Origin of the sequence: Anaerococcus senegalensis JC48, assembly GCF_000321005.1 — a bacterium.
In the GTDB taxonomy this organism is placed as follows: Bacteria; Bacillota; Clostridia; order Tissierellales; family Peptoniphilaceae; genus Anaerococcus; species Anaerococcus senegalensis.
The window spans coordinates 493,945-516,117 of the sequence record NZ_HE578907.1 but is presented as its reverse complement, the minus strand read 5'-3'; the positions used below and the strand labels follow the sequence as shown (position 1 = coordinate 516,117).

Here is a 22,173-nt window from a genome sequence, read left to right as displayed (position 1 = left end):
AATTTTACCTAAAAATAAATTTCACAATCTTTTTCGATTTTTCTGCAGTTTTTCAAAACATTTTCCATAACTTCTTTTTCATCTACACCATCTTCAAAATTAACTTTCATTTTTAACATCATAAAATTTATACTACAGTCGATAACTCCTTGAGTATTTTTTGCTTCAATTTCCATTTTGTTTGCACAAGATGGACAATCTACTTCGATTTTATAAGATTTTTTCATAATTAACTCCTTTAAATTTTCGATTAAACATATATTTAATTGTTCTAAAATCATAATACAATTATTTTAAAGAAAAGTCAACGATTAAACATTTATTAAATTAACAACAATTTGTGGTAAAGTATATACAAGGAGAGAAATATGAAATTACCACATAAACATTATAAAGATGATGACAAAATTGATTTTTTATTAGAAGAAGAAATATCTGATAATATTTCAAAAGCTTTTAAACAATTAGGAGATCCCAAAAGACTTCAAATTTTTTGGCTATTGTGCCATAGAAAAGAATGCGTATTAAATATTGCTGCAATCATGGATATGTCATCACCAGCTGTTAGTCATCATTTAAAAATACTAAAAATTTCAGGGATAATTAAATCTAAAAGAGAGGGAAAAGAAATGTTTTATGAGGCAGATGAAAATAAGCTGAGTGAATTTTTATATAATGTAATTTTAAAGGGGAAAAATTTGTAAAAAAAGGTGCAAAAATCTTCTTTTTGCACCAATTTATTTTATATATTTATTTTTATTTTGTAATCAAGATTTTCAAAGAATTCCATAGAATGCTCTATATCATGATATTTATATCCCATATCAAATGCATTTTTTCTATCTTTACTTGATCCATGAGTAAATTTATCTGGATTTATATTTGAACCAGACATTTGTTGAATTTTATCATCGCCTATGGATGAAGCTGCTTTCATTGCTTCTTCAATATCGCCAGCTTCTAGATATCCCTTTTCTTTTGAGTAATATGCATATACACCTGCAAAGTAATCTGCTTGTAATTCTTGTGCTACAGAATATTTATTATATTCAGTTTTTGATAATTGTTTTTGTAATTGTTGAGTTTGGTTTAGTATTCCCAATTCATTTTGTACATGGTGACCAATCTCATGAGCTAAAACATATGCAAAAGCAAAATCTCCTCCAGCTCCAAAGGTATTTTTTAATTCATCATAAAAAGAAACATCAATATACACAGCTTGATCTAGCGGGCAATAAAATGGTCCCATACCAGATTGAGCAACTCCACATGCAGATTTTGTGGATCCAGTATAAAGAGTCATTTTTGGTTCAGTATAAGTTTTATTATATTCGTTAAATTTTTCATGCCACATATCTTCGGTATCAGCAAGTACAACTGATAAAAAATCTTCTAATTCTTTTTGACCTTCTGAAATTTTTTCTTCATATTGGCTATTTTGTTTTTGATCAATATTTCTATCATTAATTACAGAAGGATCTGCTCCTAAGAAATAAAATATTAACATCAATACTAAACCACCGATTCCGCCGCCAAAAACAACTGGTGCACTTGAACCTCTATTTACGTTAGAACTTTTACGTCTATTTTTCCATTTCATTTTAACCTCCAAATTATTTTCTATTCTTATGATACCCTAAATCAATTTAAATTTTCCAACAATTGCTAAAAATATTAAAATTGGTAAAGTATTTTTAATGATAAGAACGTAAAGGAGTTAAAATGAAATTTATTTCATGGAATATAGATTCTCTAAATGCAGCCTTGACAAGTGATTCTAATAGGGCGAAAATGTCTAGAGATGTTTTAAATACCATAATTGATGAGAATGCAGATATAATTTGTTTGCAAGAGACAAAATTACCAAGAACAGGTCCTAGTAAAAAACACAAAGAAATACTAGAAAAATATTTTCCACAATATGATTATTCTTGGGTAAGTTCTCAAGAACCTGCAAGAAAATCTTATGCTGGATGTTTAACAATTTATAAAAAAGAACTTGAACCAAAAATTACTTTTCCAATTTTAGGTGCACCAGATACAATGGATAATGAAGCGAGAATAATTACATTAGAATTTAATGATTTTTATTTAACACAAGTTTATACTCCAAATGCTGGTAGTGGACTTAATAGACTTGCTTTAAGGCAAATTTGGGATGAAAAATTTGCGAGTTATCTAGAAGGATTAGATCAAGATAAAGCAGTAATTGCTTGTGGGGATTTCAATGTCGCACACAAAGAAATAGATCTTAAACATCCGGAAAATAATCATAGATCAGCTGGTTTTACTGATGAAGAAAGAAATGGATTCACAAATTTATTAAATAAAGGCTTTGTCGATACATTTAGATATTTACATGGTGATATTGAGGGTAAATATACTTGGTGGGCCCAAAGAGTAAAAACAAGTAAAATAAATAATTCTGGCTGGAGAATTGATTATTTTATTGTTTCTGATAGATTAAAGGAAAAAATTAAAGAATCAGATATGATAGATTCTGGAGATAGACAAGATCATACTCCAATTTTTATGAGTATTGATATATAATTTATTAAAAAAAGAACAGAAAAATCTGTTCTTTTTTATTCTGTTTGGGTATAAAATTATTGAAGATAAATTTTAAAATTCAAACGATTTGGTATTTACTTGTTAAGTACCATTTTTATTTTACTAGGAGATATTATGAAAAAATGTATGATTATTGAAAATCCAAATTCAGGAAAAGCTAATAATGATGAATTTATGGATATATTAAACAAAAAATTAAACCAAGAATTTGACCAAGTAGTTCATGAAAAGACAGAAAAAGAAAATGATGGTGAAAATTTTTCTAAAAGAGCATGTGATGAAAAATTTGATTCTATTTTTGTAGTTGGAGGAGATGGAACATTTAATGAGGTAATAAATGGTATATCTAAGATGGATTATAGACCAAAAGTAGGTTTATTGCCTGGCGGAACAAATAATACTTATATGCAATTAATAGGTGGTTCCAATGATTTAAAAGAGGCAATAGATAATTTATCATTTGAAAAGACAAAAAAAGTTGATATTGGAAAATGCAATGACAGTTATTTTTCTTATTATGTATGTTTTGGAAAATTAATAGAAGCTACAACATCAACAGATTCATCAGAAAAAGAAAAGTTAGGTGGATTTGCATATGTAAAAAATGTTTTAAAAACTATTCCAAATGATGAAAATGTAAAAATAGAAATATCTTATGAAGATAATACTTTTGAATGTAATGCATCATTAGTTTATATAATGACTGTAAATAAGATTGGGAATTTAGAATTTTCAAACGATGACGGAGATCTTAGCGATGGAGATTTAAATGTTTTTATAATGACCGAAGAAGGTTTAATGTCAAAAGTAAATGCAGCAAAAGATATGCTTTTTGGGAAAGTTGATGAAAATGAAAATGTAAAATCATTTACTTGTAAAAAAATATCAATTAAAAATTTAGAAGATAAGGAAATTGAGCTAGATATGGATGGGGAAGTAAATGGAAAACTTCCATGTGATATAGAAATATTGAAAAAACATATAGAAATTTATCTACCAAAAGCTAGTAATTAGTTATAAAATAAAATTAATAGATTATAAAATATCTTGCGATTATTAATTATAAATAGTATAACTAAAATGTAATATGTGACATAAATAAATGTTAGGAGGTATTTTGTCTAAAAAAATAAAAGTTAGAGAATTGACAAAAATTTTTGGACATAATCCAAAAAGAGCAGTTAAGCTTTTAAAAGAAGGAAAATCTAAAAAAGAAATTTTGGATCAAACTGGTTTGACTGTTGGGGTTAATAGATGTTCATTTGAAGTTGAAGATGGTGAATTATTTGTAATAATGGGACTATCAGGTTCAGGAAAATCAACATTAATTAGATTAATTAATAGGATGATAGAGCCTACATATGGAGATATTTTTATTGATGATGAAAATATTTCTGACCTAAATGAAGAAGATTTGAGAAATGCTAGACGTGAAAAAATGTCTATGGTTTTTCAAAATTTTGCACTTTTTCCTCATTATACAATTTTGGAAAATGCAGCTTATGGATTGACAATTAAAAATGGTAAAAGTGAAAAAGCAAATAAGAAAGCTATGGAAGCATTAAAACTTGTTGGTCTTGAAGGGTATGAAGATCAATATCCTGATCAATTATCTGGTGGTATGCAACAAAGAGTAGGCCTTGCTCGTGCTCTTGCAACTGATACAGATATATTAATAATGGATGAAGCTTTTTCTGCACTTGATCCTTTAATTAGAAAAGAAATGCAAGATGAACTTGTGTATTTACAAAGTGAGATGAAAAAAACTGTATTATTTATCACTCACGATTTAAATGAGGCTTTAAAAATTGGTGATAAAATTGCAGTTATGAAAGATGGATCCCTTCTTCAAGTAGACACTCCTGAAAGACTTCTATCACATCCTAAAAATGAATTTATTAGAGAGTTTGTTCAAGATGTTGATAGGTCAAAAGTATTAACGGCAGAAAATGTAATGATAAGACCAGATACTATTAATATTCATAGACACGGACCAAAAGCTGCTTTATCAAAAATGCTAAGGAGTGGAAATTCAAGTATTTTCGTTGTAAATAATAAAAGAGAACTTTTAGGATATGTTCTTGCAGAAGATGCTTCAAATGCATATGCAAAAGGACAAAAAAATCTTGAAGAAATAATGAGAAATGATATGCTAAAGATTAATATGGATTATCCATTAGAAGATATTGTTAGTGATATTCAAGATGCTAAAATTCCTATTTGTGTAGTAGATGGAGATGTATTTAAAGGAATTATAATAAAAGGTACAGTTCTTGCAGCATTATCGAAAGACGAGGTGGAAGATGAATAATATACCTACTATACCCTTAGTTAATTTTATTGATAATTTAGTAGAATGGTTAAGAGTTCACGCAAGTTTCATATTTAATCCAATAAGAGATTTTATAAATTTCACTGTTGAACTATTTATAAAAATATTTTCAATTTTTCCACCATTACTTTTTATTGTTATTATTGCATTTTTGGCTTATTATTTAACAAAAAAAATAAAAGGAATAACAATATTTTCAATTCTTTCCTTATTGCTAATATGGAATTTAGGTTATTGGGATGATATGATTATTACACTTTCTATAGTTGTAACATCAGCATTAATAGCAATAATAATTGGAGTTCCTCTTGGAATCTGGACTTCTAAAAGTAAAAGAGTAGAAAAAGTAATTATGCCATTACTTGATTTTATGCAAACAATGCCTGCTTTTGTATATTTAATACCAGCAGTTTCATTTTTTGGAATAGGAATGGCGCCTGGAGTAATTTCTTCAGTTATTTTTGCCATGCCACCGGCTGTTAGGATGACAAATTTAGGAATAAAAGAAGTTCCTAATGATTTAGTTGAAGCAGCTGATTCATTCGGATCAACTCCAAGACAAAAATTATTTGAACTTGAACTTCCTATGGCAAAACCATCAATAATGGCTGGAATTAACCAAACATTAATGCTTACTCTTTCAATGGTTGTAGTTGCATCAATGATAGGAGCACCAGGACTTGGAAATGTAATTTATACTTCAGTTTCAAGAAATGATGTAGGAGTAGGATTTGCATCAGGAATTGCTATTGTTATTTTAGCTGTTATTCTTGATAGATTAACTCAAGCTCTAAGTAAAAAAAATAATAGATAAGTAGGTGATAAAGTGATTAAGAAAAAATTATTTTCTATAATAACTATACTTGCTTTTGTACTTGTAGGATGCAGTTCTAATCAAAAAGATAATGAGAAAGAAGAAGTTGATTTTGATTATGCTCCAAATGATTATATTATTGGCATTGAACCTGGAGCTGGAGCAATGGATGCGGCAAATAACGCTATGAAAGATTATGGATTAAAACAAAAATTGACTTCAGGCTCTTCTGCTGTTATGACTCAAATGTTGGGAGATGCTATAAAAGAAAAAGCATCAATTGTTGTAACAGGTTGGACACCCCATTGGAAATTTGCAAAATATGATTTGAAATTTTTAGATGATCCAAAAGGTTCATTTGGAAAACCTGAAGAAATTCATACTCTTGCAAGAAAGGGACTAAAAGAAGATAAGCCTAATGCATATAAATTACTTGATAATTTTAATTGGACAGTTGATGATATGCAAGAAGTATTAGTAGATTTAAATGATGGAATGGATGTAAAAGATGCAGCCAGAAAATGGGTAGATAGTCATCAAGATGAAGTTAAAAAAATGTATGAGGGAGTTGACAGATCCAATGGTGAAGTTATAAGCCTTGCTCATGTTATTTGGGATAGTGAACTTTGTAGTGCATATGTTTTAAAAGCTATCTTAGAAGATTATGGATTTGAAGTTAGAATGATGGCAGTAGAAGTTGGTCCTTTATTTGCAGCTATTGCTTATGGATCAGCAGATGTAACAGCGTCAGCCTGGCTTCCTTTAACTCATAAAAATTATATGGATAAATATGGCGATATGGTTGATGATTTAGGTCCAAACTTAAAAAATGCAAAAATTGGATTTGTAGTTCCATCATATATGGAAATTGATTCAATTGAAGATTTAAAAGATTATTAAAAAAGTCGTAAATTTTTACGACTTTTTTTTATTTCTTATTTTATGATATCATTACTATATGAAAAAGTTAATTAATATTATATTTTCTATAATTTTTGTAGTAATGCTCTTATTTTCATTTAAATCTTTTTCTAATGAAGGTGGAGGTTTGAATTTTTTTGATAATATTTTTACTAAAGAAAAAACAGATGATATGGAAATTCTTTATAGAAATGTTGAAAAACATAAAGACGACAATGAAAAAACTATGTGGATGTACGAAAATTTTGAAAATTTAGAAGATAAAGACAAGTATCTTGTTGGAAATGATATAGATGCTAGCGAATTTATTTACAATTTAAGAAATAATAAAGTAAATTTTGATTATTATCCAGGTGTAAGTGTTGATTATGGTAGAAAGACTCCATACTTTCTTCAATGGGATAACAGGTGGGCTTATAATATGCTAGGTGATTCTAATATTGGATTTGCTGGTTGTGGACCTACCTCTATGACAATGGTATTAAAAAGATTAGATCCAAATTTAGATATAAGTCCAATCGATATAGCTAATGATGCTCAATCTTATATGAGCTCAAGTGGAATTGAGTGGAAATTTTTTTCTGATGAAGCGAAAAGGTATGGATATAATATTCAAAGCATAGAAAATAATAAAAGTTCAATTTTAGATGCTTTGGATACAGGTAGTTTAATAGTTTCAGTAAAAAAAGGTAATTTTACTTTGTTTGGTCATATTTTAGTAATAGATTCTTATCAGTTTGGTAGATTTATTATTAATGATCCTAATTCTATGAAAAATTCTGAAAAAACTTGGTCTTATGGGAGAATTAAGGATCAGATTGTAAATATTTGGTTAGTTTATTAAAGGGGTTAAAATGATAAAAAAAATATCTTATAAATTATTATTAATATCCATTATTATTGGTGCTTGTTCTGGATTGGTTATTAGTTTATTTAGGCTTATTATTCCAAAAATTATGAGTTTGATAAGAAATCTTATAATTTTTGGTCAAGAAAATATAATCAATTCTATAATTTTTGTATTAATTTTTATTTTTCTTGGATTTTTTGTATCAATTTCTGTTAATAAAGAGCCAATGATCGGAGGCAGCGGCATACCTCAAATAGCTGGAAAATTACATAATAAATTAGATTATAGTGCTCTTTCTTGTTTGATAAATAAAATAATTGGAGGACTTGTTTCTATAGGCTCAGGTTTAACTTTAGGAAGAGAAGGCCCATCTGTTCAAATTGGTGGATCTCTAGGAGAAGTATTGGCAAAAAAATTTAAATTAGATCAAGAAGATACTAAAACTATGATTATTGCATCTTCTGCTTGTGGTATAACAAGTGCTTTTACTGCACCGATTTCAGCAATGGCTTTTGCGCTTGAGGAATTAATGAAAAAAACTTCTAGGTATAATTTTATTTACATAACCAGTACTATTATTTCATCAAGTATTGTAACTAGTCTAGTTATTGGAAATGATCCTGTTATAATAGTAAAAAATTCCTTAAACTTATCTTTAAAATTTTGGATATTTTTAATTTTTTTAGGAATATTGGTAGGTTTTTCATCTATATTATTCAATAAGGGAATATTGTATGGTAAAAAAATGTATAAAAAATTACCAGTAAGTCAAACAATAAAATCTGTTATACCTTTTTTTATTACAAGCTTATTTTTACTTTTTGATAAAAGACTTTTGGGAAGTGGTGAAAATTTTATATCTCTTGCAGGAGGAGAAAATGTTGGTATTTCTGTTATAATTTATTTTTATTTCATGAAATTATTACTTTTGTTAATAGCTTTTTGTTCTGGTATTCCTGGAGGAATATTTTTCCCACTACTTGCTATGGGTTCTTTGTTAGGAAATTTTTTTGGATCTGTTTTATTTGATTTGAATTTGGTTGGGGAAAGTGAAATAATTATTTTTTCAATGCTTGCTATGGCTGCACATTTTTCATCTATTGTACGCGCTCCGCTTACAGGAATGTTTTTAATTATAGAGATGACTGGTGGAAGAATAGACTTTTTCTTGCCAATTGTTATAGTATCATTTATTTCATATCTAGTGGCTGAGAATTTTCATAATGAACCAATCTATGAATCACTTTTAGAAATTATAGTTAAAAATAAATCTTAATATTAAATTCTTTGAATGCTGATCTTTATCAGCATTTTTAATTATAAAAATTTTATATTTATTAAAAAATTTGATTTTAATATTTTTTATATTATGTTATAATCTCTCATATAAACATTTTGTATAAATTTAGGAAATTTTATATAAATATTAATAAAAAAATAGGGGAATATTATGAAAAAGAAACTAAATTTTAGTCAAACATTACTTATAGGTTCACTTCTTTTCGGATTATATTTTGGAGCGGGTAATTTAATTTTTCCAATAGAACTTGGACAAAATTCCGGATATAATTTATACAAAGTTGTTTTAGGATTTATTATAAGTGGAGTAGGACTTCCGTTATTAGGAGTTGTAGCTAGTGCAATATCAAAAAATGATAGTTTATTTGAAATGGGAAAGACAGTTAGTGATAAATTTGCTTATATATTTACTACAGCTTTGTATTTAACAATAGGACCATTCTTTGCAATTCCTAGAACATCTACTGTTGCTTTCGAAGTTGGAATCACGCCAAATATTTCGGAAAAAAATACTAAATTATTTTTGCTTATCTTTTCTTTAGTATTTTTTATAACAGTTTTAGCTTTTGCTCTAAAACCAGGAAAAGTAATGGATAATATAGGAAAAATTTTGACACCAACTTTTTTGATTTTGCTTTCAGTTTTAGTTATTCTTGCAATTGTAAAACCTATGGGACCACTAGGACAAATTAAACCTAGACAAAAATATCAAAATAATCCATTATTTGTTGGAATTCTTGACGGCTATAATACAATGGATGCCTTGGCAAGCCTTGCGTTTGCAATAATTATTATTTCTAGTATTAGAAAACTAGGAGTAAAGGATTCAAATCAAATTGCAAAAGAAACATTAAAAAGTGGAATAATTTGTCTATTTGCAATGAGTACTGTTTATGTATCATTAGCTTTTATGTCATCTTCATCAGTAAAAATTATGAAATTAGGAAATAATGGTGGAATTATTTTATCTAATATTTCTTTTTATTATTTAGGAAATTTTGGGAAAATTTTACTTGCAGCAATTGTAATAATAGCTTGCTTAAAAACTGCAATTGGCCTAATTATAGCGTGTTCTGAAATTTTTATACAAATGTATCCAAATTCATTATCATATAAAATTTACGCTATTATTTTCACCTCAATTTCATTTTTAATAGCAAATTTAGGTTTACAAAATATTATTAGTCTTTCAATACCAGTATTAATGTATTTATATCCGCTTGCTATAGTATTGATATTTTTATCATTATTATATCCTTTAATAGGTAGAAATAAGATTATTTTTAATTTTACAATATTTTTTACATCAATTTTTGCTATTTTTGACTTTTTGAAAGCACTACCAGCAAATATTACAAAAACCATTTATATTCAAAATATTTTGAACTTTGCTAAGTCAATATTACCAGGATTTAATCTAGGGTTCGGCTGGGTGATGCCAGTAATTATAGGATTTATTTTAGCTTTAATAATAATTGTTATAAAAAAAGATAAGATAAAACAAATAAGTTTGTAAAAATTATAAAAAAATTTTACCTTTTTATTAAAATATGATATTATATTTATCAATGGGGGTGAAGTATGGACTGTGTATTTTGCAAGATCGCTGATGGAGAAATACCATCAGATGTAATCTATGAAGATGAAAAAGTAATTGCATTTAATGATCTAGATCCACAAGCACCTATCCATTTTCTTGTAATACCAAAAAAACACATAGAAAGTTTGGCGAAGTTAGATGAAGAAGATAAAGATATTGTTTCTCATATCTTTATGGTTATTAAAAAAATAACTGAAAATCTAAATGTAGCCGAAGATGGCTATAGAATAGTCAACAATACAGGAGAAGATGGAGGACAAACTGTTAAACACATGCATTTTCATGTTTTAGCACAAAGGTCCTTACAATGGCCACCAGGTTGATTTCAAACTTAATGTGTGATACGAGAGGGGGGATAGAAATGACAGAGATCAGAGTTGGAGAAAACGAATCAATTGATAGTGCAATTAAAAGATTCAAAAGACAATGCGCAAGATCCGGTGTTCTAACAGAATACAGAAAAAGAGAACACTACGAAAAGCCAAGCCTTAAGAGAAAAAAGAAATCTGAGGCAGCAAAGAGAAAAAAAAGAAGAAAATAGTAATTTAAGACCCAATAGGGTCTTTTTTTATTGGCTTAAAAGTTTTTAAAAAAAATCATGTAAACGATTGACAAAAATAAAATTTGTATTATAATAAAAATGTAAATAAAATAACACAATTCTTCAGGGCGGGGTGTGATTCCCCACCGGCGGTAAAGTCCGCGAGCTTTTTGCTGAATAGGTGAAATTCCTATACCGACAGTATAGTCTGGATGAGAGAAGATATTTTGATTTTTCTTTTGAATAATTTAAGTCCCTGAAAGGGGACTTTTTCTTTTGCCTAGAATTGTGGAGGAGGCAAGATGAATGATAAATATTATATGAGAAAGTGTTTCGAACTTGCTAAAAAAGCAAGAGGAAAAACCTTAACAAATCCTTTAGTTGGTGCAGTACTTGTAAAAAATAACGAGATTATTTCTACGGGTTTTCATCATGAATATGGAAAAACTCATGCAGAAGTTGATTGTTTTAATAATTTAAAAAGTGATTGTGATGGAGCGATTTTGTATGTAAATTTGGAGCCTTGTTCTCATTGGGGCAAACAAGGTCCTTGCACTTTGGAAATTATTAAAAGAAATATAAAAAAAGTTATAATTTCAAATGTTGATACAAATCCAAAAGTCGATGGTCTTAAAGAGTTAAGAGATAATAATATTGAAGTTGTTACTGGTTTACTTGAAGATGAAGGTAAAAAACTAAATGAAAAATTTTTCTTTAACATAAAATATAATAGACCTCTTATAGCATTAAAATATGCCCAAACTTTGGATGGAAAAATTTCTTCAAATACAAATGATTCAAAATGGATATCAAATGAATTTTCTAGAGAATATGTCCATAGACTAAGAAATGATTATGATGCAATAATTGTAGGAAAAAACACCTTGATTCACGATAATCCTTCCTTAAATTCAAGGATAGAAAATGGAATTGATCCTGTTAGAGTTATTGTTGATACAAATCTAGAAATAGAAAAAAATTATAAGGATTACAAGATTTTTTATTTAAATAGTGATAAAAAAACTTATATAGCGACTTGTAAAGACACTGACAATCCTGATTTAAATTTAATTAAATGCAAGATGAAAAATAATCATGTTGACCTAGAAGATTTAGTAAATAAATTATACGAAATGAATATAGGATCAATTTTGATTGAAGGTGGATCAATTCTAAATTACGGTTTTTTAGAAGAAGATATAGTTGATAAAATTTATGAATTTATTTCACCCAAAATAATTGGTGGCTTTAATTCAAAATCACCTTTTTATGGAAGAGGTGTTGATAAAATTAAAGATGGATATAAGTTTGAAATTGAAGATGTAAAAAGATTTGATGATGATATTATGATTGAGGCTAAAAATGTTCACTGGAATATCTGAAGAAATGGGTAAGATTTTATCTTTTAAAAAGATAAATGATCATGTACAAATTGAAATTGAGGCGAGTGTTGTATTAAAAGATACAAAACTTGGGGATTCAATTATGACTGATGGAGTTTGTCTTACAGTAACAGAAATTACTGATAAAACTTACAAGGCGGATCTTATGAATGAAAGTTTGAAGATGACTAAATTTGATAGTTCATACTTAAATAAAAAAGTAAATCTAGAAAGAGCTTTAAGACTTTCAGATAGGCTTGATGGCCATATAGTTCAAGGTCATGTTGATGGAGTTGGTAAGATTAAAAATATAAGAAAAAATATATTTACAATTTCAGCAAGTCCAGAAATTTGCTCTTTGATTGTAAAGAAGGGCTCAGTTGCTCTTGATGGAATTTCTCTTACAGTTTCTGATGATAATAATACGAGTTTTGAGGTTGCGCTTATACCTGAAACAATAGAAAGAACAAATTTTAAATACAAAAAAATAGGCGATGAAATAAATATTGAAACGGACATCATAAATAGGTTTATACAAAAATCTATGGCTTATAAAAAAGAAGAAAGGTTGGATAAAAACTTTTTGTTAGAAAATGGTTTTTAAAAAATTATGGAAGAAATAATAAAAGCATTACAAAATAACGAGATAATTATAGTAACTGATGATGAAAATAGGGAAAATGAAGCCGATATGATTTGTGCCGGTGAAAATGTAACTGGTGAGATGATAAATATTATGGCGAAATATGCTAGAGGTTTAATCTGTACACCAATAGGAAAAAATATTGCCAAACAATTTGACCTTGATATGATGGTTAAAAATAATACAGATAATCACGAAACAGCTTTTACAGTTTCAATTGACCATGTTAGTACAGAAACCGGAATATCAGCATTTGAAAGAGCTAAAACCGTTAGAGCTCTTGCAAATGATAATACAAAACCTAGTGATTTTAGAAGGCCAGGTCACGTATTTCCATTAATTGCAAAAGATGGGGGAGTATTAGTTAGAGAAGGTCACACTGAAGCTACGATAGATTTGATGAAAATCGCAAATTTAAAAGAAATAGGCCTATGCTGTGAAATTATGGCTGATGATGGCCACATGCTTAAAGGTAAAGGAGTAATTGAACTTGCAAAAAAACTTGGTATGAAAATGACCAGTGTTGCTGAAATTAAAAAATATATAAAAGAAAATAAGATAGACTTTTCGAAAACTGAAGAAGATTTTTTGGAAAAAACAAATATAATTAACCTTCCAACAGACCATGGAAAATTTAAAGCTATAAGTTTTTATGACAAAATTGAAAACAAAGAGCATTTAGCCTTGATAAAAGGAAAGGTTGATGGTGAAAATATACTAACTAGAATTCATTCAGAATGCTTAACTGGAGATGTATTTTCATCAAATAGGTGTGATTGTGGAAATCAACTTCATAAGGCAATGGAGATGATTGATGAAAATGGATCAGGAATAATCCTTTATCTTAGACAAGAAGGAAGAGGAATTGGTTTATTTAATAAAATAAAAGCCTATCACCTTCAAGAAGAAGGCTACGATACTGTAGATGCAAATATAAAACTTGGTTTTGCACCTGATTTGAGAAATTATAAAATTGCTTGTCTTATGTTAAAGGAATTAGGAGTAAAATCAATTGATTTGTTGACAAATAATCCTGATAAAATCGAACAAGTTGAAAAATACAATATAAAAGTAAATAAAAGAGTACCAATAGAAATTCATTCAAACCATATTGATAGGGTTTATTTAAAAACAAAAGCTGATAGAATGGGACATGATTTAAGAGAATTTAAGGAGATTTAAATGAAAGAGTACAGTGCAAATTTAGTATCAAATGGAAAAAAATATGCAATTGTTGTTGCAAGATTTAATCATTTTATAACAGATAGGCTAGTAGAAGGTTGCCTTGATACACTAAAAAGACATGATGTAAAAGATGAAGAAATAGAACTTGTTAGAGTTCCAGGTGCTTTTGAAATTCCTCTTGCAGCCAAAAAACTAGCACGTAAGGATTATGATGCTGTAATTTGTTTGGGAGCAGTTATAAGAGGAGATACTTCTCATTATGATTATGTTTGCTCAGAAGTTTCAAAAGGAATTGCAAATGTATCACTTGAAAGCGGAAAGCCAATTATTTTTGGAGTTGTTACAACAGATACAATAGAACAAGCTGTTCAAAGAGCAGGAACAAAAGCAGGAAATAAGGGAAGTGATGCTGCAATATCAGCAATTGAAATGGCAAATTTAATGGATCTTATATGAAAATAATTTTTGACTTTGATGGAACTATCCATAAAAGTGATAAAATTTACGAAAAAGCATTTTACCAAACCCTAAAAGAATATAAAATAAAAAAGCCAAATCTTGATCCAAAATCTTATCTTGGCTATCCACCAAGAAAAATTTGGGATGATTTTCTTGATGATTCTTATGATAAAGAAAAGTTAATAGAAACAACAGGAAAATTTATGATAGAAAATATGAAAGATTTTGGTTCTTTATACCGTGATACAAAAAAAGTATTAAATATCCTAAAAAAGAAACACGAATTAATAATCCTTTCATCATGTCCTAGAAAATATATTGATACCGCAAGAAAATTTTATAAGCTAGACTTATATTTTAGTAAATATTTAATAGGCGAAGATTATGATTATAAGGATAAATCAGAAATAATAAAAATAAATAAAATAGACAATTTTATAATAATAGGTGATAGAAAATCCGATATAGAGGCAGGCTATTTAAACGATAATATATCCATTTTTGCAAAGTATGGCTATGCTAAAAAAGGAGAAGGCAACTTATCAGATTATAAAATTGATAAAATTAGCGATTTATTAAAAATAAAGGCTTTGAGCTAGGCTCAAGCCTTTATTTTTTTGCAAGTACACATAATTTTTTTATAGAAGAATTATTAATTTACACATAAGTTACTTATATTTTTGTATCGATTAAAAAGGATTTTATAAGATTTCTTTATTTTGTTGTAATTATTAAAAATTTTTATTTTTTCATCTTGATTATAGTAAACCTTCCAATATCCGTTAATTAGAAATTTATCACCCTTATTTTCAATAAAACCCATTACATCTTCATAAGGATAGCCTAAAAATATTCCAATTTCATGGGGAAAGTTTTCTATTTTATACCTAAACTTCAAATGATTTATGCATTGGTTTAGGTCTTGAGTGTTGTAGCCCAAAGACCTAAGGAGAGATTTTGTTTTTTTATCATTTAATACGTATTTTAGCTTGTGGGGTCTGTATGCATAAATTTGAGCGGATGAATGATTATTTTTAAGTATTTCCACGTACATATTTTTTTCATTAAGTATTTCATTCCACTCATAGACCATTTTTTCAATGTCTATATTGTCGGTATTTTTAAATGTAAATAAATTAGCAAGTTTTTTATTAGCCAGAGTTTGTGATGCATAATCAATTAATAATTCTTCATTCATTTTTCTAACCTACAGCTTTAGATAAATCTAATGCCGCCTTTCTACATTCTTCTAATGCTTCATCATCAGGAGTATCATAAGCCATTAATCCATCACGAACAAGATTAATTCCATCATTTTTACACCTATCTTGCCAAATTTCCATCCATTCACCATCTGCCCATTGATAAGAACCAAAAATTAAAACAGGTTTGTCAGATAAATCATTTTCTATACTTTCAAACATAGGTTCAAATTCTGTTTCTTCCAACTCTTCGCTACCCATAGCTGGGCAACCAAAAGCAAATCCATCATAAAGATTTATAGAATCTTTTGTAAAAGAATTAGGATCAAATAAATCAATTTCTATATCATTATTTTTTAATTCTCCTGCAATTTCATTGGCCATAGCTTCAGTGTTGCCAGTACCTGACCAGTAAACAATAGCAATTTTTTTCATAATATTAATTTTCTCCTTTAAATTTCTTTGATATTGATAACCTCTATCAACATCTAAGCTAATCATATATTCATTTATTGTTTTTGTCAAGCTATTTTTTAATTATTTTTTAAATATAATAAAAAAACCTTGAGATTATAAGGTTTTAAGATAAAAAAATAACAAAGATTTTTCATTTCCTTGATATCTATATTTGCATTTCTTATAAAAATAATTTTAAAAGTAAATGTTAATATTTTTAGTATCAGGCAGTAAAAATATTTTAAATTCAAGGTAATAATAGATAAAATTCAGTTAATTTATTAAAATAAAGTGAATAAAAATTTATAAAAATATATCTTGATAATTTTTATTCATGCTTACAATTAAATAATGATAATTTTATTACTGTAATAAATAAAAAAAACTATTTGGGTATATTTTATTTAGAAGGGAAGGTATTTATGAAAAAAATTATTAATGATCCAAATATGATAATTAAAGAGATGTTAAATGGACTTTATAAAGCAAACCAAGACAAGGTAAAGTTAAACGAAGAATTAAAAATAATCTATAGAAAAGATTTACCTATTGAGGGAAAAGTCGGATTAATTTCTGGAGGTGGAAGTGGACACGAACCTGCTCATGCTGGATATGTTGGTGATGGAATGCTTGATTGTGCAATTTGTGGAGAAATTTTTACTTCACCAACTCCAGATCAAGTTTTAGAAGCTATTAAACTTGCTGATTCTGGTCAAGGTGTTTTTATGGTAATTAAGAATTATACCGGTGATGTTATGAATTTTGAAATGGCAAAAGATATGGCTGAAATGGATGGTATAAATGTAGATTATATCATTGTAAATGATGATGTAGCAGTTGAAGATTCTACTTATACTAGTGGAAGAAGAGGAATAGCTGGAACTATTTTTGTTCACAAAGTTTTAGGAGCCATGGCAAGAGAAGGAAAAAGTCTAGAAGAAATAAAAGCTATGGCTGAAAAAATTGTAAAAAATATAAAGTCTATGGGTATGGCAACAAAGGCTTGTATAAATCCAATTTCAGGAAAAGAAAGTTTTGATTTATCTGAAGAAGATATGGAAATTGGTGTTGGTATCCATGGAGAGCCAGGCGTTAAACAAGAAAAAGTAAAATCTGCTGATGAGATTTCTAAAGAACTTTTAAATCACATTTTAGATGATTATGAAGATAAAAATGGTGACTTTGTTCTTATGGTTAACGGAATGGGTCAAACAACTGAAATGGAACTATTTATAGTTAATAATTTTGTAAATGATTATTTAAGTGACAAAAATATTAATATCAAAAAAACATTTTTAGGTAATTATATGACTAGTATGGATATGGCTGGATTTTCTTTAACCCTGTTTAAAGTTGATGATGAAATTTTAAAATATTTAGAAGAAAAAGTTGATGTAGTGAGGGGATAAAATGAATATAGAAAAAGTAAAAGAAAAAATTGTAAATATTGCTGATTTAATAAGTGAGAATGAAGCTTATTTAACAGATCTTGATAGGGAAATTGGTGATGCTGATCATGGTTATAATATGAAAAAAGGGTTTTCAAAAGTAAAAGAAGCTATGAATGAAGAATTTTCTGACCTAAAATCACTATTTAATAAAATTGCTATGACTCTTATTTCAACAGTTGGTGGAGCTAGTGGACCACTATATGGTACTTTTTTTATGAAATTTGCTCAATCTCTTGATGGATGTGCTGATATTGATAAAGAAATATTTACAAAAGCATTTTCTAATGGAGTAGATGGAGTTATTATGAGAGGAAAAGCTAAAGTTGGTGATAAAACTATGGTTGATGTACTTTCTCCAGTAGCAGATGCATTAAAAGAAAATAAAAGTTTTTCAGAAGTAGTTGACATTGCAAAAGAAAATATGGAAAGAACAAAAGATATTAAAGCTATAAAAGGTAGAGCTGCTTATCTTGGAGAAAGATCAATAGGTCATATAGATCCAGGAGCTTGTTCATCATATTTATGTATTAAGTGTGCTTTAGGAGAATTAAATGATTAATATTTTATTAGCAAGTCATAGTAAAAAAGTTGCTGAAGGACTTAGAGAAATTTTGATTCAAATGGCTCCTGATGTAAATATTCAAGTTAGTGGTGGAGATAATGAAGGAAATATAGGATCAAATTTTGAAGAAATTAATGAGATAATCAATAAATATGCAACAGATGATGGTCTGGTTATATTTTTTGATTTGGGTTCATCAATGTTAAACTGTCAAATGGCAATTGATATGCTAGATGAAGAAAAAAAATCCAAAGTTTATCTATCAGGAACACCTATTGTTGAAACAAGTGTTCAAGTTGCAGTAAGTGCTTCTGCAGGACAAACTTTGGAAGAGGCAATAGAATATTTAGAAAATTATCCTGTAAATAAATTAGATAATTTAAACTAAAGAAATAACATAGTTATAAATATCGTTTTTTGAAAAAGAGGTGGATTTTTTCAAAGATTTTACAATATCTTTGGTAGATTTTCCCTCTTTTTTCATATTTAAAATTTCATCTTTAAAATAAGAAATATCTAAATTATCTTTATTTATATTCTTTTCTAAAATTAGAACGAACTCACCTTTTAAAGTTAATTCATCTACACAAATATCTTTTATATCAAAAATTTGATATTGTTCAAATTTTTTGGTCAACTCTCTTGTAATTGCAATTTTTCTTTCTGGAAATTCTTTTTTAAAGTCATTAATAGTATTTTCTAAATTATGAGGAGTATCAAAAAGAATTGAAGTTTTGTCTTCCTTTTTTAATTCTTGGTATAATTTTTTCTTATCAGAAGATTTTTTTGGAATAAATCCATAAAAAGAAAATCTAGTATTATCAAATCCACTTGCTATAAGTCCTGTTAAAATTGAAGAGGGACCTGGTAGAATTGTATAAGAAATATTGTTTTTTATGCACTCTTTAATTAGAATATGACCCGGATCTGAAATTCCAGGCATTCCTTGGTCTGTTATAATTGCATAAGTTCTACCTTCTTGAGTAGCTTTAATAATTTCTTGAGATTTTTGTTTTTCATTAAATTTGTGATATGAGGTTAATTTTTTATTTATGTCAAAATAGTTTAATAATTTTTTACTTTCCCTAGTATCCTCACAAGCAATTATATCTACACTTTTTAAAACATTTATAGCCCTAATTGTCATATCTTCTAAATTACCAATTGGAGTTGGTACAAAATAAATACTATAATCCATTTATAAATCTAACCTCCTTGCTATAATTTCCATCATTATCATAGATGATCAAAGGATCTTCAAACTTAAGTCCATCATTAGCATTTTTTACAAATTCCATTAGCATAAATACAGGTTTTTCTCCTGCTTTTGATTGAACAAATTTTAATCTTTTTAATTTTAAATTTCCACTTCCTTTTATAATATCAATAAGTCTTTCGGGTTTATGAATCATATATAATTTTCCTCTATCTTTAAGGCACTTATTAGAGAATTTAAAAATATCTGAAAGATTCATTTTTATTTCTTGTCTAGATAATAAAAATTCTTCCCTTTCATTTTTAATATTTGCTCCCTTTTTATAATATGGAGGATTTGTAATAACATAATCACAAAAATTATTTGGAAAATCTGTCAAGTTTAAATCATTATTTATAATTTCTATATTTTTGATAGAATTTATTTTTAAATTTTCATTAAACAATTTTGCTTTTATTTTTTGAATTTCAATTCCATAAACCCTACTTAAATTATAATATGAAAGGCAAGCTAATGATAAAATTCCATTTCCTGCCCCTATATCAATTAAAGTTTTATTTTTTTTCATTTTTGAAAAATTTGCAAGTAATATAGAGTCAATTCCAAAAGAATAAGAATTGTCAACATGTTTCATGTATAAGTTGGTTTTTGGTATGTAATCTAATTTTTCCATAATTAAATTATATAATAATGGATAAAATAAGCAAAAATATATTTTGTTATTTAAAACAAAGAATTACTTGAATCAATGAACTTACTAATCTATAATTATATTAGTAAACTAGGAGGTTAGAATGAAATATTTTGGAACAGATGGATTTAGAGGAGAAGCTAACCAAGATCTTACTCTATATCATGCGATTAAAATTGGAAGATTTTTAGGATATTATTTTAATAAAGAAAAAAATGGAAATGGAAAAATTGTAATAGGAAAAGATACAAGAAGATCATCATACATGTTTGAAGATGCTTTATCAGCAGGTATTACTTCTTCAGGATCTGATGCATATTTACTACACGTAACAACAACTCCTTCAGTATCATACGTGGTTAGAAGTGAAGATTTTGATTGTGGTGTTATGATAACTGCTAGTCATAATCCATATCATGATAATGGAATAAAAATAATCAATTCTGATGGAGAAAAAATGGATGATGAATTTTTGCAAAAATTGGAAGAATACATTGATTCTGATATTAAAGATATTGATTTAAAAGTTGGAGATGAAATTGGAAGAACTCATGATTTTGTTGGTGGAAGAAATAGATATACTGCATTTTTAATACAAACTGTATCAAAATCTTTTAAAGGCAAAAAAGTGGGATTAGATTGTGCAAATGGAGCTGCATCATCAATAGTAAAAAGTGTATACGATGCCTTAGGAGCCGAAACATTTGTAATTAATAACAACCCAAATGGATTTAATATAAATGTAGATTGTGGGTCAACTCACATTGAAGTTTTACAAAAATATGTAAAAGAAAACAAACTAGATTGTGGTTTTGCCTATGACGGTGACGCTGATAGATGTATAGCAGTTGACGAAAAAGGGGAGATTGTAGATGGAGATGTAATTCTTTACATTTGTGGAAAACATATGAAAGAAGAAGCTAGCTTAGAATCAAATACAATTGTAACAACAATTATGTCAAATATTGGCTTATATAAAGCTCTAGATAAAATTGGAATTAATTATAGCAAAACAAAAGTAGGCGATAAATACGTTCATTTAGAAATGAATGAACACGGCTATGAACTAGGTGGAGAACAATCAGGCCACATTATTTTTTCAAAATATGCAAATACAGGTGATGGAATTCTTACTTCTTTAAGATTAATGGAAGCAATGATAGACAATAAATCCAGCTTATCAGAATTAAAAAGAGAGTTAAAAATTTACCCACAAGTATTAAAAAATGTAAGAGTAAAAGATAAAAGTGCAGTTTTATCAGATGAGTCTATAAAAAGTATCATAGAAAAAGAAAGCCAAGACTTAAAAGATTCTGGAAGAATTTTAGTTAGAGAAAGCGGAACAGAACCATTAATACGTGTTATGGCAGAAGCTGAAACAAAAGAAATAGCAAACGGAAAAGTAGATAATATAGTAGAAGCTATAGAAAAAAGTGGACTATAATGAAAGATTATCTTACAGGTAGAGAAATAAATATAAAAGAAGCTGTACTTGTAGTAGGAAATAAAGTATATTCGAAAAATTCATATATTAGCATGGATACAAGAAAACTTGATGGTTATCCACCTAAAATATTTTATGATAAAAATCATAAATTTTTAGGGAAAATGTATGACGAAGGAATTTATGAACTAGCGGATATAGAAGATATACTTATTGATTATAGTGATTTTTGCTTTTCAAATCACGATTTAGACGATTTAAGAAATTTTTTAATAAATAAAAGAAAAAAACTATACGAATTAATTGAAAAAAGTCGATAAAATATTGACATGATAAGTAATAGATGGTAACATATATTTTTGTATGGGACTATCCATATAAATTAGGAGGTGTTTTAATGGCAGATAAAGTAAAACTAGAATGCACAGTTTGCAAAAATAGAAATTACGATACTACAAAAAACAAAAAGAACACTCAAGAAAGACTTGAGCTTAAAAAGTATTGTCCTTTCTGTAAAAAACACACTGTTCATAAAGAAACAAAATAGTAAGGAG

The 22,173-nt window shown here is 27.7% G+C and carries 28 protein-coding genes and 1 riboswitch; of the genes, 22 read left to right on the top strand and 6 right to left on the bottom strand.

Annotation, left to right across the window (positions count from 1 at the left end):
• Positions 1-8: 8 nt before the first annotated feature.
• The gene (locus ASHG_RS02690; protein WP_040397370.1) at positions 9-227 is read right to left on the bottom strand and encodes a cadmium ABC transporter ATPase; all 219 of its coding nucleotides are present in this window, start codon (positions 225-227) and stop codon (positions 9-11) included.
• 141 nt (positions 228-368) lie between these two features.
• Here ASHG_RS02690 and ASHG_RS02685 point away from each other — a divergent pair, with 141 nt between their 5' ends.
• The gene (locus ASHG_RS02685; RefSeq protein ID WP_040397368.1) at positions 369-704 is read left to right on the top strand and encodes an ArsR/SmtB family transcription factor; all 336 of its coding nucleotides are present in this window, start codon (positions 369-371) and stop codon (positions 702-704) included.
• Between the two features lie 38 nt (positions 705-742).
• Here the strand turns inward: ASHG_RS02685 and ypfJ are convergent, their stop codons facing one another.
• On the bottom strand, positions 743-1,600 hold the full coding sequence (gene ypfJ, locus ASHG_RS02680) for a KPN_02809 family neutral zinc metallopeptidase (protein WP_040397367.1): 858 nt from the start codon (positions 1,598-1,600) through the stop codon (positions 743-745).
• 122 nt (positions 1,601-1,722) lie between these two features.
• On the opposite strand from ypfJ, the gene ASHG_RS02675 reads away from it, so the two are divergent.
• The 15 genes from ASHG_RS02675 (at position 1,723) to ASHG_RS02605 (ending at position 15,196) form a co-directional block, all read left to right on the top strand.
• The gene (locus ASHG_RS02675) at positions 1,723-2,550 is read left to right on the top strand and encodes an exodeoxyribonuclease III (protein WP_040397366.1); all 828 of its coding nucleotides are present in this window, start codon (positions 1,723-1,725) and stop codon (positions 2,548-2,550) included.
• Between the two features lie 135 nt (positions 2,551-2,685).
• Entirely contained in the window at positions 2,686-3,585 is a 900-nt protein-coding gene (locus ASHG_RS02670) for a diacylglycerol/lipid kinase family protein (protein ID WP_040397365.1), read from the top strand.
• 103 nt (positions 3,586-3,688) lie between these two features.
• Positions 3,689-4,882 (top strand): quaternary amine ABC transporter ATP-binding protein, encoded by a 1,194-nt coding sequence (locus tag ASHG_RS02665; protein ID WP_244264234.1) that lies wholly within the window; start codon positions 3,689-3,691, stop codon positions 4,880-4,882.
• Complete coding sequence (locus ASHG_RS02660; protein ID WP_040397361.1) at positions 4,875-5,717, top strand: ABC transporter permease; 843 nt, start codon at positions 4,875-4,877, stop codon at positions 5,715-5,717. The genes ASHG_RS02665 and ASHG_RS02660 overlap by 8 nt, the downstream gene beginning before the upstream one ends.
• A 12-nt stretch (positions 5,718-5,729) precedes the next feature.
• Positions 5,730-6,617, top strand: a complete 888-nt coding sequence (locus tag ASHG_RS02655; protein ID WP_040397360.1) for a glycine betaine ABC transporter substrate-binding protein — start codon at positions 5,730-5,732, stop codon at positions 6,615-6,617.
• Between the two features lie 148 nt (positions 6,618-6,765).
• Positions 6,766-7,482, top strand: a complete 717-nt coding sequence (locus ASHG_RS02650; protein WP_244264233.1) for a C39 family peptidase — start codon at positions 6,766-6,768, stop codon at positions 7,480-7,482.
• A gap of 10 nt (positions 7,483-7,492) precedes the next feature.
• Entirely contained in the window at positions 7,493-8,764 is a 1,272-nt protein-coding gene (locus ASHG_RS02645) for a ClC family H(+)/Cl(-) exchange transporter (RefSeq protein ID WP_040397356.1), read from the top strand.
• A gap of 174 nt (positions 8,765-8,938) precedes the next feature.
• Positions 8,939-10,303 (top strand): branched-chain amino acid transport system II carrier protein, encoded by a 1,365-nt coding sequence (gene brnQ / locus ASHG_RS02640; RefSeq protein ID WP_040397355.1) that lies wholly within the window; start codon positions 8,939-8,941, stop codon positions 10,301-10,303.
• A 65-nt stretch (positions 10,304-10,368) separates the two neighbouring features.
• Entirely contained in the window at positions 10,369-10,710 is a 342-nt protein-coding gene (locus ASHG_RS02635) for a histidine triad nucleotide-binding protein (RefSeq protein ID WP_040397354.1), read from the top strand.
• Between the two features lie 38 nt (positions 10,711-10,748).
• Positions 10,749-10,928 (top strand): 30S ribosomal protein S21, encoded by a 180-nt coding sequence (gene rpsU, locus ASHG_RS02630; protein ID WP_040397353.1) that lies wholly within the window; start codon positions 10,749-10,751, stop codon positions 10,926-10,928.
• A 115-nt stretch (positions 10,929-11,043) separates the two neighbouring features.
• Positions 11,044-11,156, top strand: a riboswitch (FMN riboswitch).
• A 74-nt stretch (positions 11,157-11,230) separates the two neighbouring features.
• Positions 11,231-12,310, top strand: coding sequence for a bifunctional diaminohydroxyphosphoribosylaminopyrimidine deaminase/5-amino-6-(5-phosphoribosylamino)uracil reductase RibD (gene ribD / locus ASHG_RS02625; protein WP_040397352.1), 1,080 nt, complete (start codon positions 11,231-11,233; stop codon positions 12,308-12,310).
• A complete protein-coding gene (locus tag ASHG_RS02620) occupies positions 12,291-12,914 on the top strand; it encodes a riboflavin synthase (RefSeq protein WP_040397351.1) in 624 nt (207 codons plus the stop codon). Before ribD ends, ASHG_RS02620 begins: the two co-directional genes overlap by 20 nt.
• Positions 12,915-12,920: 6 nt before the next feature.
• Positions 12,921-14,135, top strand: coding sequence for a bifunctional 3,4-dihydroxy-2-butanone-4-phosphate synthase/GTP cyclohydrolase II (locus tag ASHG_RS02615; protein WP_040397350.1), 1,215 nt, complete (start codon positions 12,921-12,923; stop codon positions 14,133-14,135).
• The gene (gene ribH, locus ASHG_RS02610) at positions 14,136-14,594 is read left to right on the top strand and encodes a 6,7-dimethyl-8-ribityllumazine synthase (protein WP_040397348.1); all 459 of its coding nucleotides are present in this window, start codon (positions 14,136-14,138) and stop codon (positions 14,592-14,594) included.
• The gene (locus ASHG_RS02605) at positions 14,591-15,196 is read left to right on the top strand and encodes an HAD family hydrolase (protein WP_040397346.1); all 606 of its coding nucleotides are present in this window, start codon (positions 14,591-14,593) and stop codon (positions 15,194-15,196) included. The genes ribH and ASHG_RS02605 overlap by 4 nt, the downstream gene beginning before the upstream one ends.
• A gap of 53 nt (positions 15,197-15,249) precedes the next feature.
• Here ASHG_RS02605 and ASHG_RS02600 read toward each other — a convergent pair whose 3' ends face one another.
• A complete protein-coding gene (locus ASHG_RS02600) occupies positions 15,250-15,795 on the bottom strand; it encodes a DUF3793 family protein (RefSeq protein ID WP_004813594.1) in 546 nt (181 codons plus the stop codon).
• A 4-nt stretch (positions 15,796-15,799) separates the two neighbouring features.
• The gene (locus ASHG_RS02595) at positions 15,800-16,234 is read right to left on the bottom strand and encodes a flavodoxin (protein WP_004813592.1); all 435 of its coding nucleotides are present in this window, start codon (positions 16,232-16,234) and stop codon (positions 15,800-15,802) included.
• Between the two features lie 443 nt (positions 16,235-16,677).
• On the opposite strand from ASHG_RS02595, the gene dhaK reads away from it, so the two are divergent.
• The 3 genes from dhaK to dhaM are packed head-to-tail and all read left to right on the top strand — an operon-like array spanning position 16,678 to position 18,656.
• Positions 16,678-17,664 (top strand): dihydroxyacetone kinase subunit DhaK, encoded by a 987-nt coding sequence (gene dhaK, locus ASHG_RS02590; protein ID WP_040397345.1) that lies wholly within the window; start codon positions 16,678-16,680, stop codon positions 17,662-17,664.
• A gap of 1 nt (position 17,665) precedes the next feature.
• A complete protein-coding gene (gene dhaL, locus ASHG_RS02585) occupies positions 17,666-18,265 on the top strand; it encodes a dihydroxyacetone kinase subunit DhaL (protein ID WP_040397343.1) in 600 nt (199 codons plus the stop codon).
• A complete protein-coding gene (gene dhaM, locus ASHG_RS02580) occupies positions 18,258-18,656 on the top strand; it encodes a dihydroxyacetone kinase phosphoryl donor subunit DhaM (RefSeq protein WP_040397341.1) in 399 nt (132 codons plus the stop codon). The genes dhaL and dhaM overlap by 8 nt, the downstream gene beginning before the upstream one ends.
• On the opposite strand, the gene rsmI is transcribed toward dhaM, so the two are convergent.
• Complete coding sequence (gene rsmI / locus ASHG_RS02575; RefSeq protein ID WP_040397339.1) at positions 18,648-19,466, bottom strand: 16S rRNA (cytidine(1402)-2'-O)-methyltransferase; 819 nt, start codon at positions 19,464-19,466, stop codon at positions 18,648-18,650. The genes dhaM and rsmI overlap by 9 nt on opposite strands.
• Positions 19,456-20,157, bottom strand: coding sequence for a tRNA1(Val) (adenine(37)-N6)-methyltransferase (locus ASHG_RS02570; RefSeq protein WP_040397338.1), 702 nt, complete (start codon positions 20,155-20,157; stop codon positions 19,456-19,458). The genes rsmI and ASHG_RS02570 overlap by 11 nt, the downstream gene beginning before the upstream one ends.
• A gap of 121 nt (positions 20,158-20,278) precedes the next feature.
• Here ASHG_RS02570 and glmM point away from each other — a divergent pair, with 121 nt between their 5' ends.
• The 3 genes from glmM to rpmG all read left to right on the top strand — a co-directional run bounded on the left by glmM (position 20,279) and on the right by rpmG (position 22,166).
• Positions 20,279-21,619 (top strand): phosphoglucosamine mutase, encoded by a 1,341-nt coding sequence (gene glmM / locus ASHG_RS02565; RefSeq protein WP_040397336.1) that lies wholly within the window; start codon positions 20,279-20,281, stop codon positions 21,617-21,619.
• Positions 21,619-21,939 (top strand): hypothetical protein, encoded by a 321-nt coding sequence (locus ASHG_RS02560; protein ID WP_040397335.1) that lies wholly within the window; start codon positions 21,619-21,621, stop codon positions 21,937-21,939. Before glmM ends, ASHG_RS02560 begins: the two co-directional genes overlap by 1 nt.
• A 77-nt stretch (positions 21,940-22,016) precedes the next feature.
• A complete protein-coding gene (rpmG, locus tag ASHG_RS02555; protein ID WP_004816546.1) occupies positions 22,017-22,166 on the top strand; it encodes a 50S ribosomal protein L33 in 150 nt (49 codons plus the stop codon).
• Positions 22,167-22,173 lie beyond the last annotated feature (7 nt).

Bases quoted from the DNA above. Each gene is read 5' to 3' on its own strand.
- ASHG_RS02570 (WP_040397338.1), bottom strand. From the start codon at position 20,157: ATGGAAAAATTAGATTACATACCAAAAACCAACTTATACATGAAACAT.
- dhaK (WP_040397345.1), top strand. From the start codon at position 16,678: ATGAAAAAAATTATTAATGATCCAAATATGATAATTAAAGAGATGTTA.
- ASHG_RS02600 (WP_004813594.1), bottom strand. From the start codon at position 15,795: ATGAATGAAGAATTATTAATTGATTATGCATCACAAACTCTGGCTAAT.
- dhaL (WP_040397343.1), top strand. From the start codon at position 17,666: ATGAATATAGAAAAAGTAAAAGAAAAAATTGTAAATATTGCTGATTTA.
- brnQ (WP_040397355.1), top strand. From the start codon at position 8,939: ATGAAAAAGAAACTAAATTTTAGTCAAACATTACTTATAGGTTCACTT.
- glmM (WP_040397336.1), top strand. From the start codon at position 20,279: ATGAAATATTTTGGAACAGATGGATTTAGAGGAGAAGCTAACCAAGAT.
- ASHG_RS02675 (WP_040397366.1), top strand. From the start codon at position 1,723: ATGAAATTTATTTCATGGAATATAGATTCTCTAAATGCAGCCTTGACA.
- ypfJ (WP_040397367.1), bottom strand. From the start codon at position 1,600: ATGAAATGGAAAAATAGACGTAAAAGTTCTAACGTAAATAGAGGTTCA.
- ASHG_RS02620 (WP_040397351.1), top strand. From the start codon at position 12,291: ATGTTCACTGGAATATCTGAAGAAATGGGTAAGATTTTATCTTTTAAA.
- ASHG_RS02645 (WP_040397356.1), top strand. From the start codon at position 7,493: ATGATAAAAAAAATATCTTATAAATTATTATTAATATCCATTATTATT.
- ASHG_RS02595 (WP_004813592.1), bottom strand. From the start codon at position 16,234: ATGAAAAAAATTGCTATTGTTTACTGGTCAGGTACTGGCAACACTGAA.
- ASHG_RS02605 (WP_040397346.1), top strand. From the start codon at position 14,591: ATGAAAATAATTTTTGACTTTGATGGAACTATCCATAAAAGTGATAAA.
- dhaM (WP_040397341.1), top strand. From the start codon at position 18,258: ATGATTAATATTTTATTAGCAAGTCATAGTAAAAAAGTTGCTGAAGGA.
- ribH (WP_040397348.1), top strand. From the start codon at position 14,136: ATGAAAGAGTACAGTGCAAATTTAGTATCAAATGGAAAAAAATATGCA.
- rpmG (WP_004816546.1), top strand. From the start codon at position 22,017: ATGGCAGATAAAGTAAAACTAGAATGCACAGTTTGCAAAAATAGAAAT.
- ASHG_RS02635 (WP_040397354.1), top strand. From the start codon at position 10,369: ATGGACTGTGTATTTTGCAAGATCGCTGATGGAGAAATACCATCAGAT.
- ASHG_RS02560 (WP_040397335.1), top strand. From the start codon at position 21,619: ATGAAAGATTATCTTACAGGTAGAGAAATAAATATAAAAGAAGCTGTA.
- rpsU (WP_040397353.1), top strand. From the start codon at position 10,749: ATGACAGAGATCAGAGTTGGAGAAAACGAATCAATTGATAGTGCAATT.
- ribD (WP_040397352.1), top strand. From the start codon at position 11,231: ATGAATGATAAATATTATATGAGAAAGTGTTTCGAACTTGCTAAAAAA.
- ASHG_RS02615 (WP_040397350.1), top strand. From the start codon at position 12,921: ATGGAAGAAATAATAAAAGCATTACAAAATAACGAGATAATTATAGTA.
- ASHG_RS02685 (WP_040397368.1), top strand. From the start codon at position 369: ATGAAATTACCACATAAACATTATAAAGATGATGACAAAATTGATTTT.
- rsmI (WP_040397339.1), bottom strand. From the start codon at position 19,466: ATGGATTATAGTATTTATTTTGTACCAACTCCAATTGGTAATTTAGAA.
- ASHG_RS02690 (WP_040397370.1), bottom strand. From the start codon at position 227: ATGAAAAAATCTTATAAAATCGAAGTAGATTGTCCATCTTGTGCAAAC.
- ASHG_RS02660 (WP_040397361.1), top strand. From the start codon at position 4,875: ATGAATAATATACCTACTATACCCTTAGTTAATTTTATTGATAATTTA.
- ASHG_RS02670 (WP_040397365.1), top strand. From the start codon at position 2,686: ATGAAAAAATGTATGATTATTGAAAATCCAAATTCAGGAAAAGCTAAT.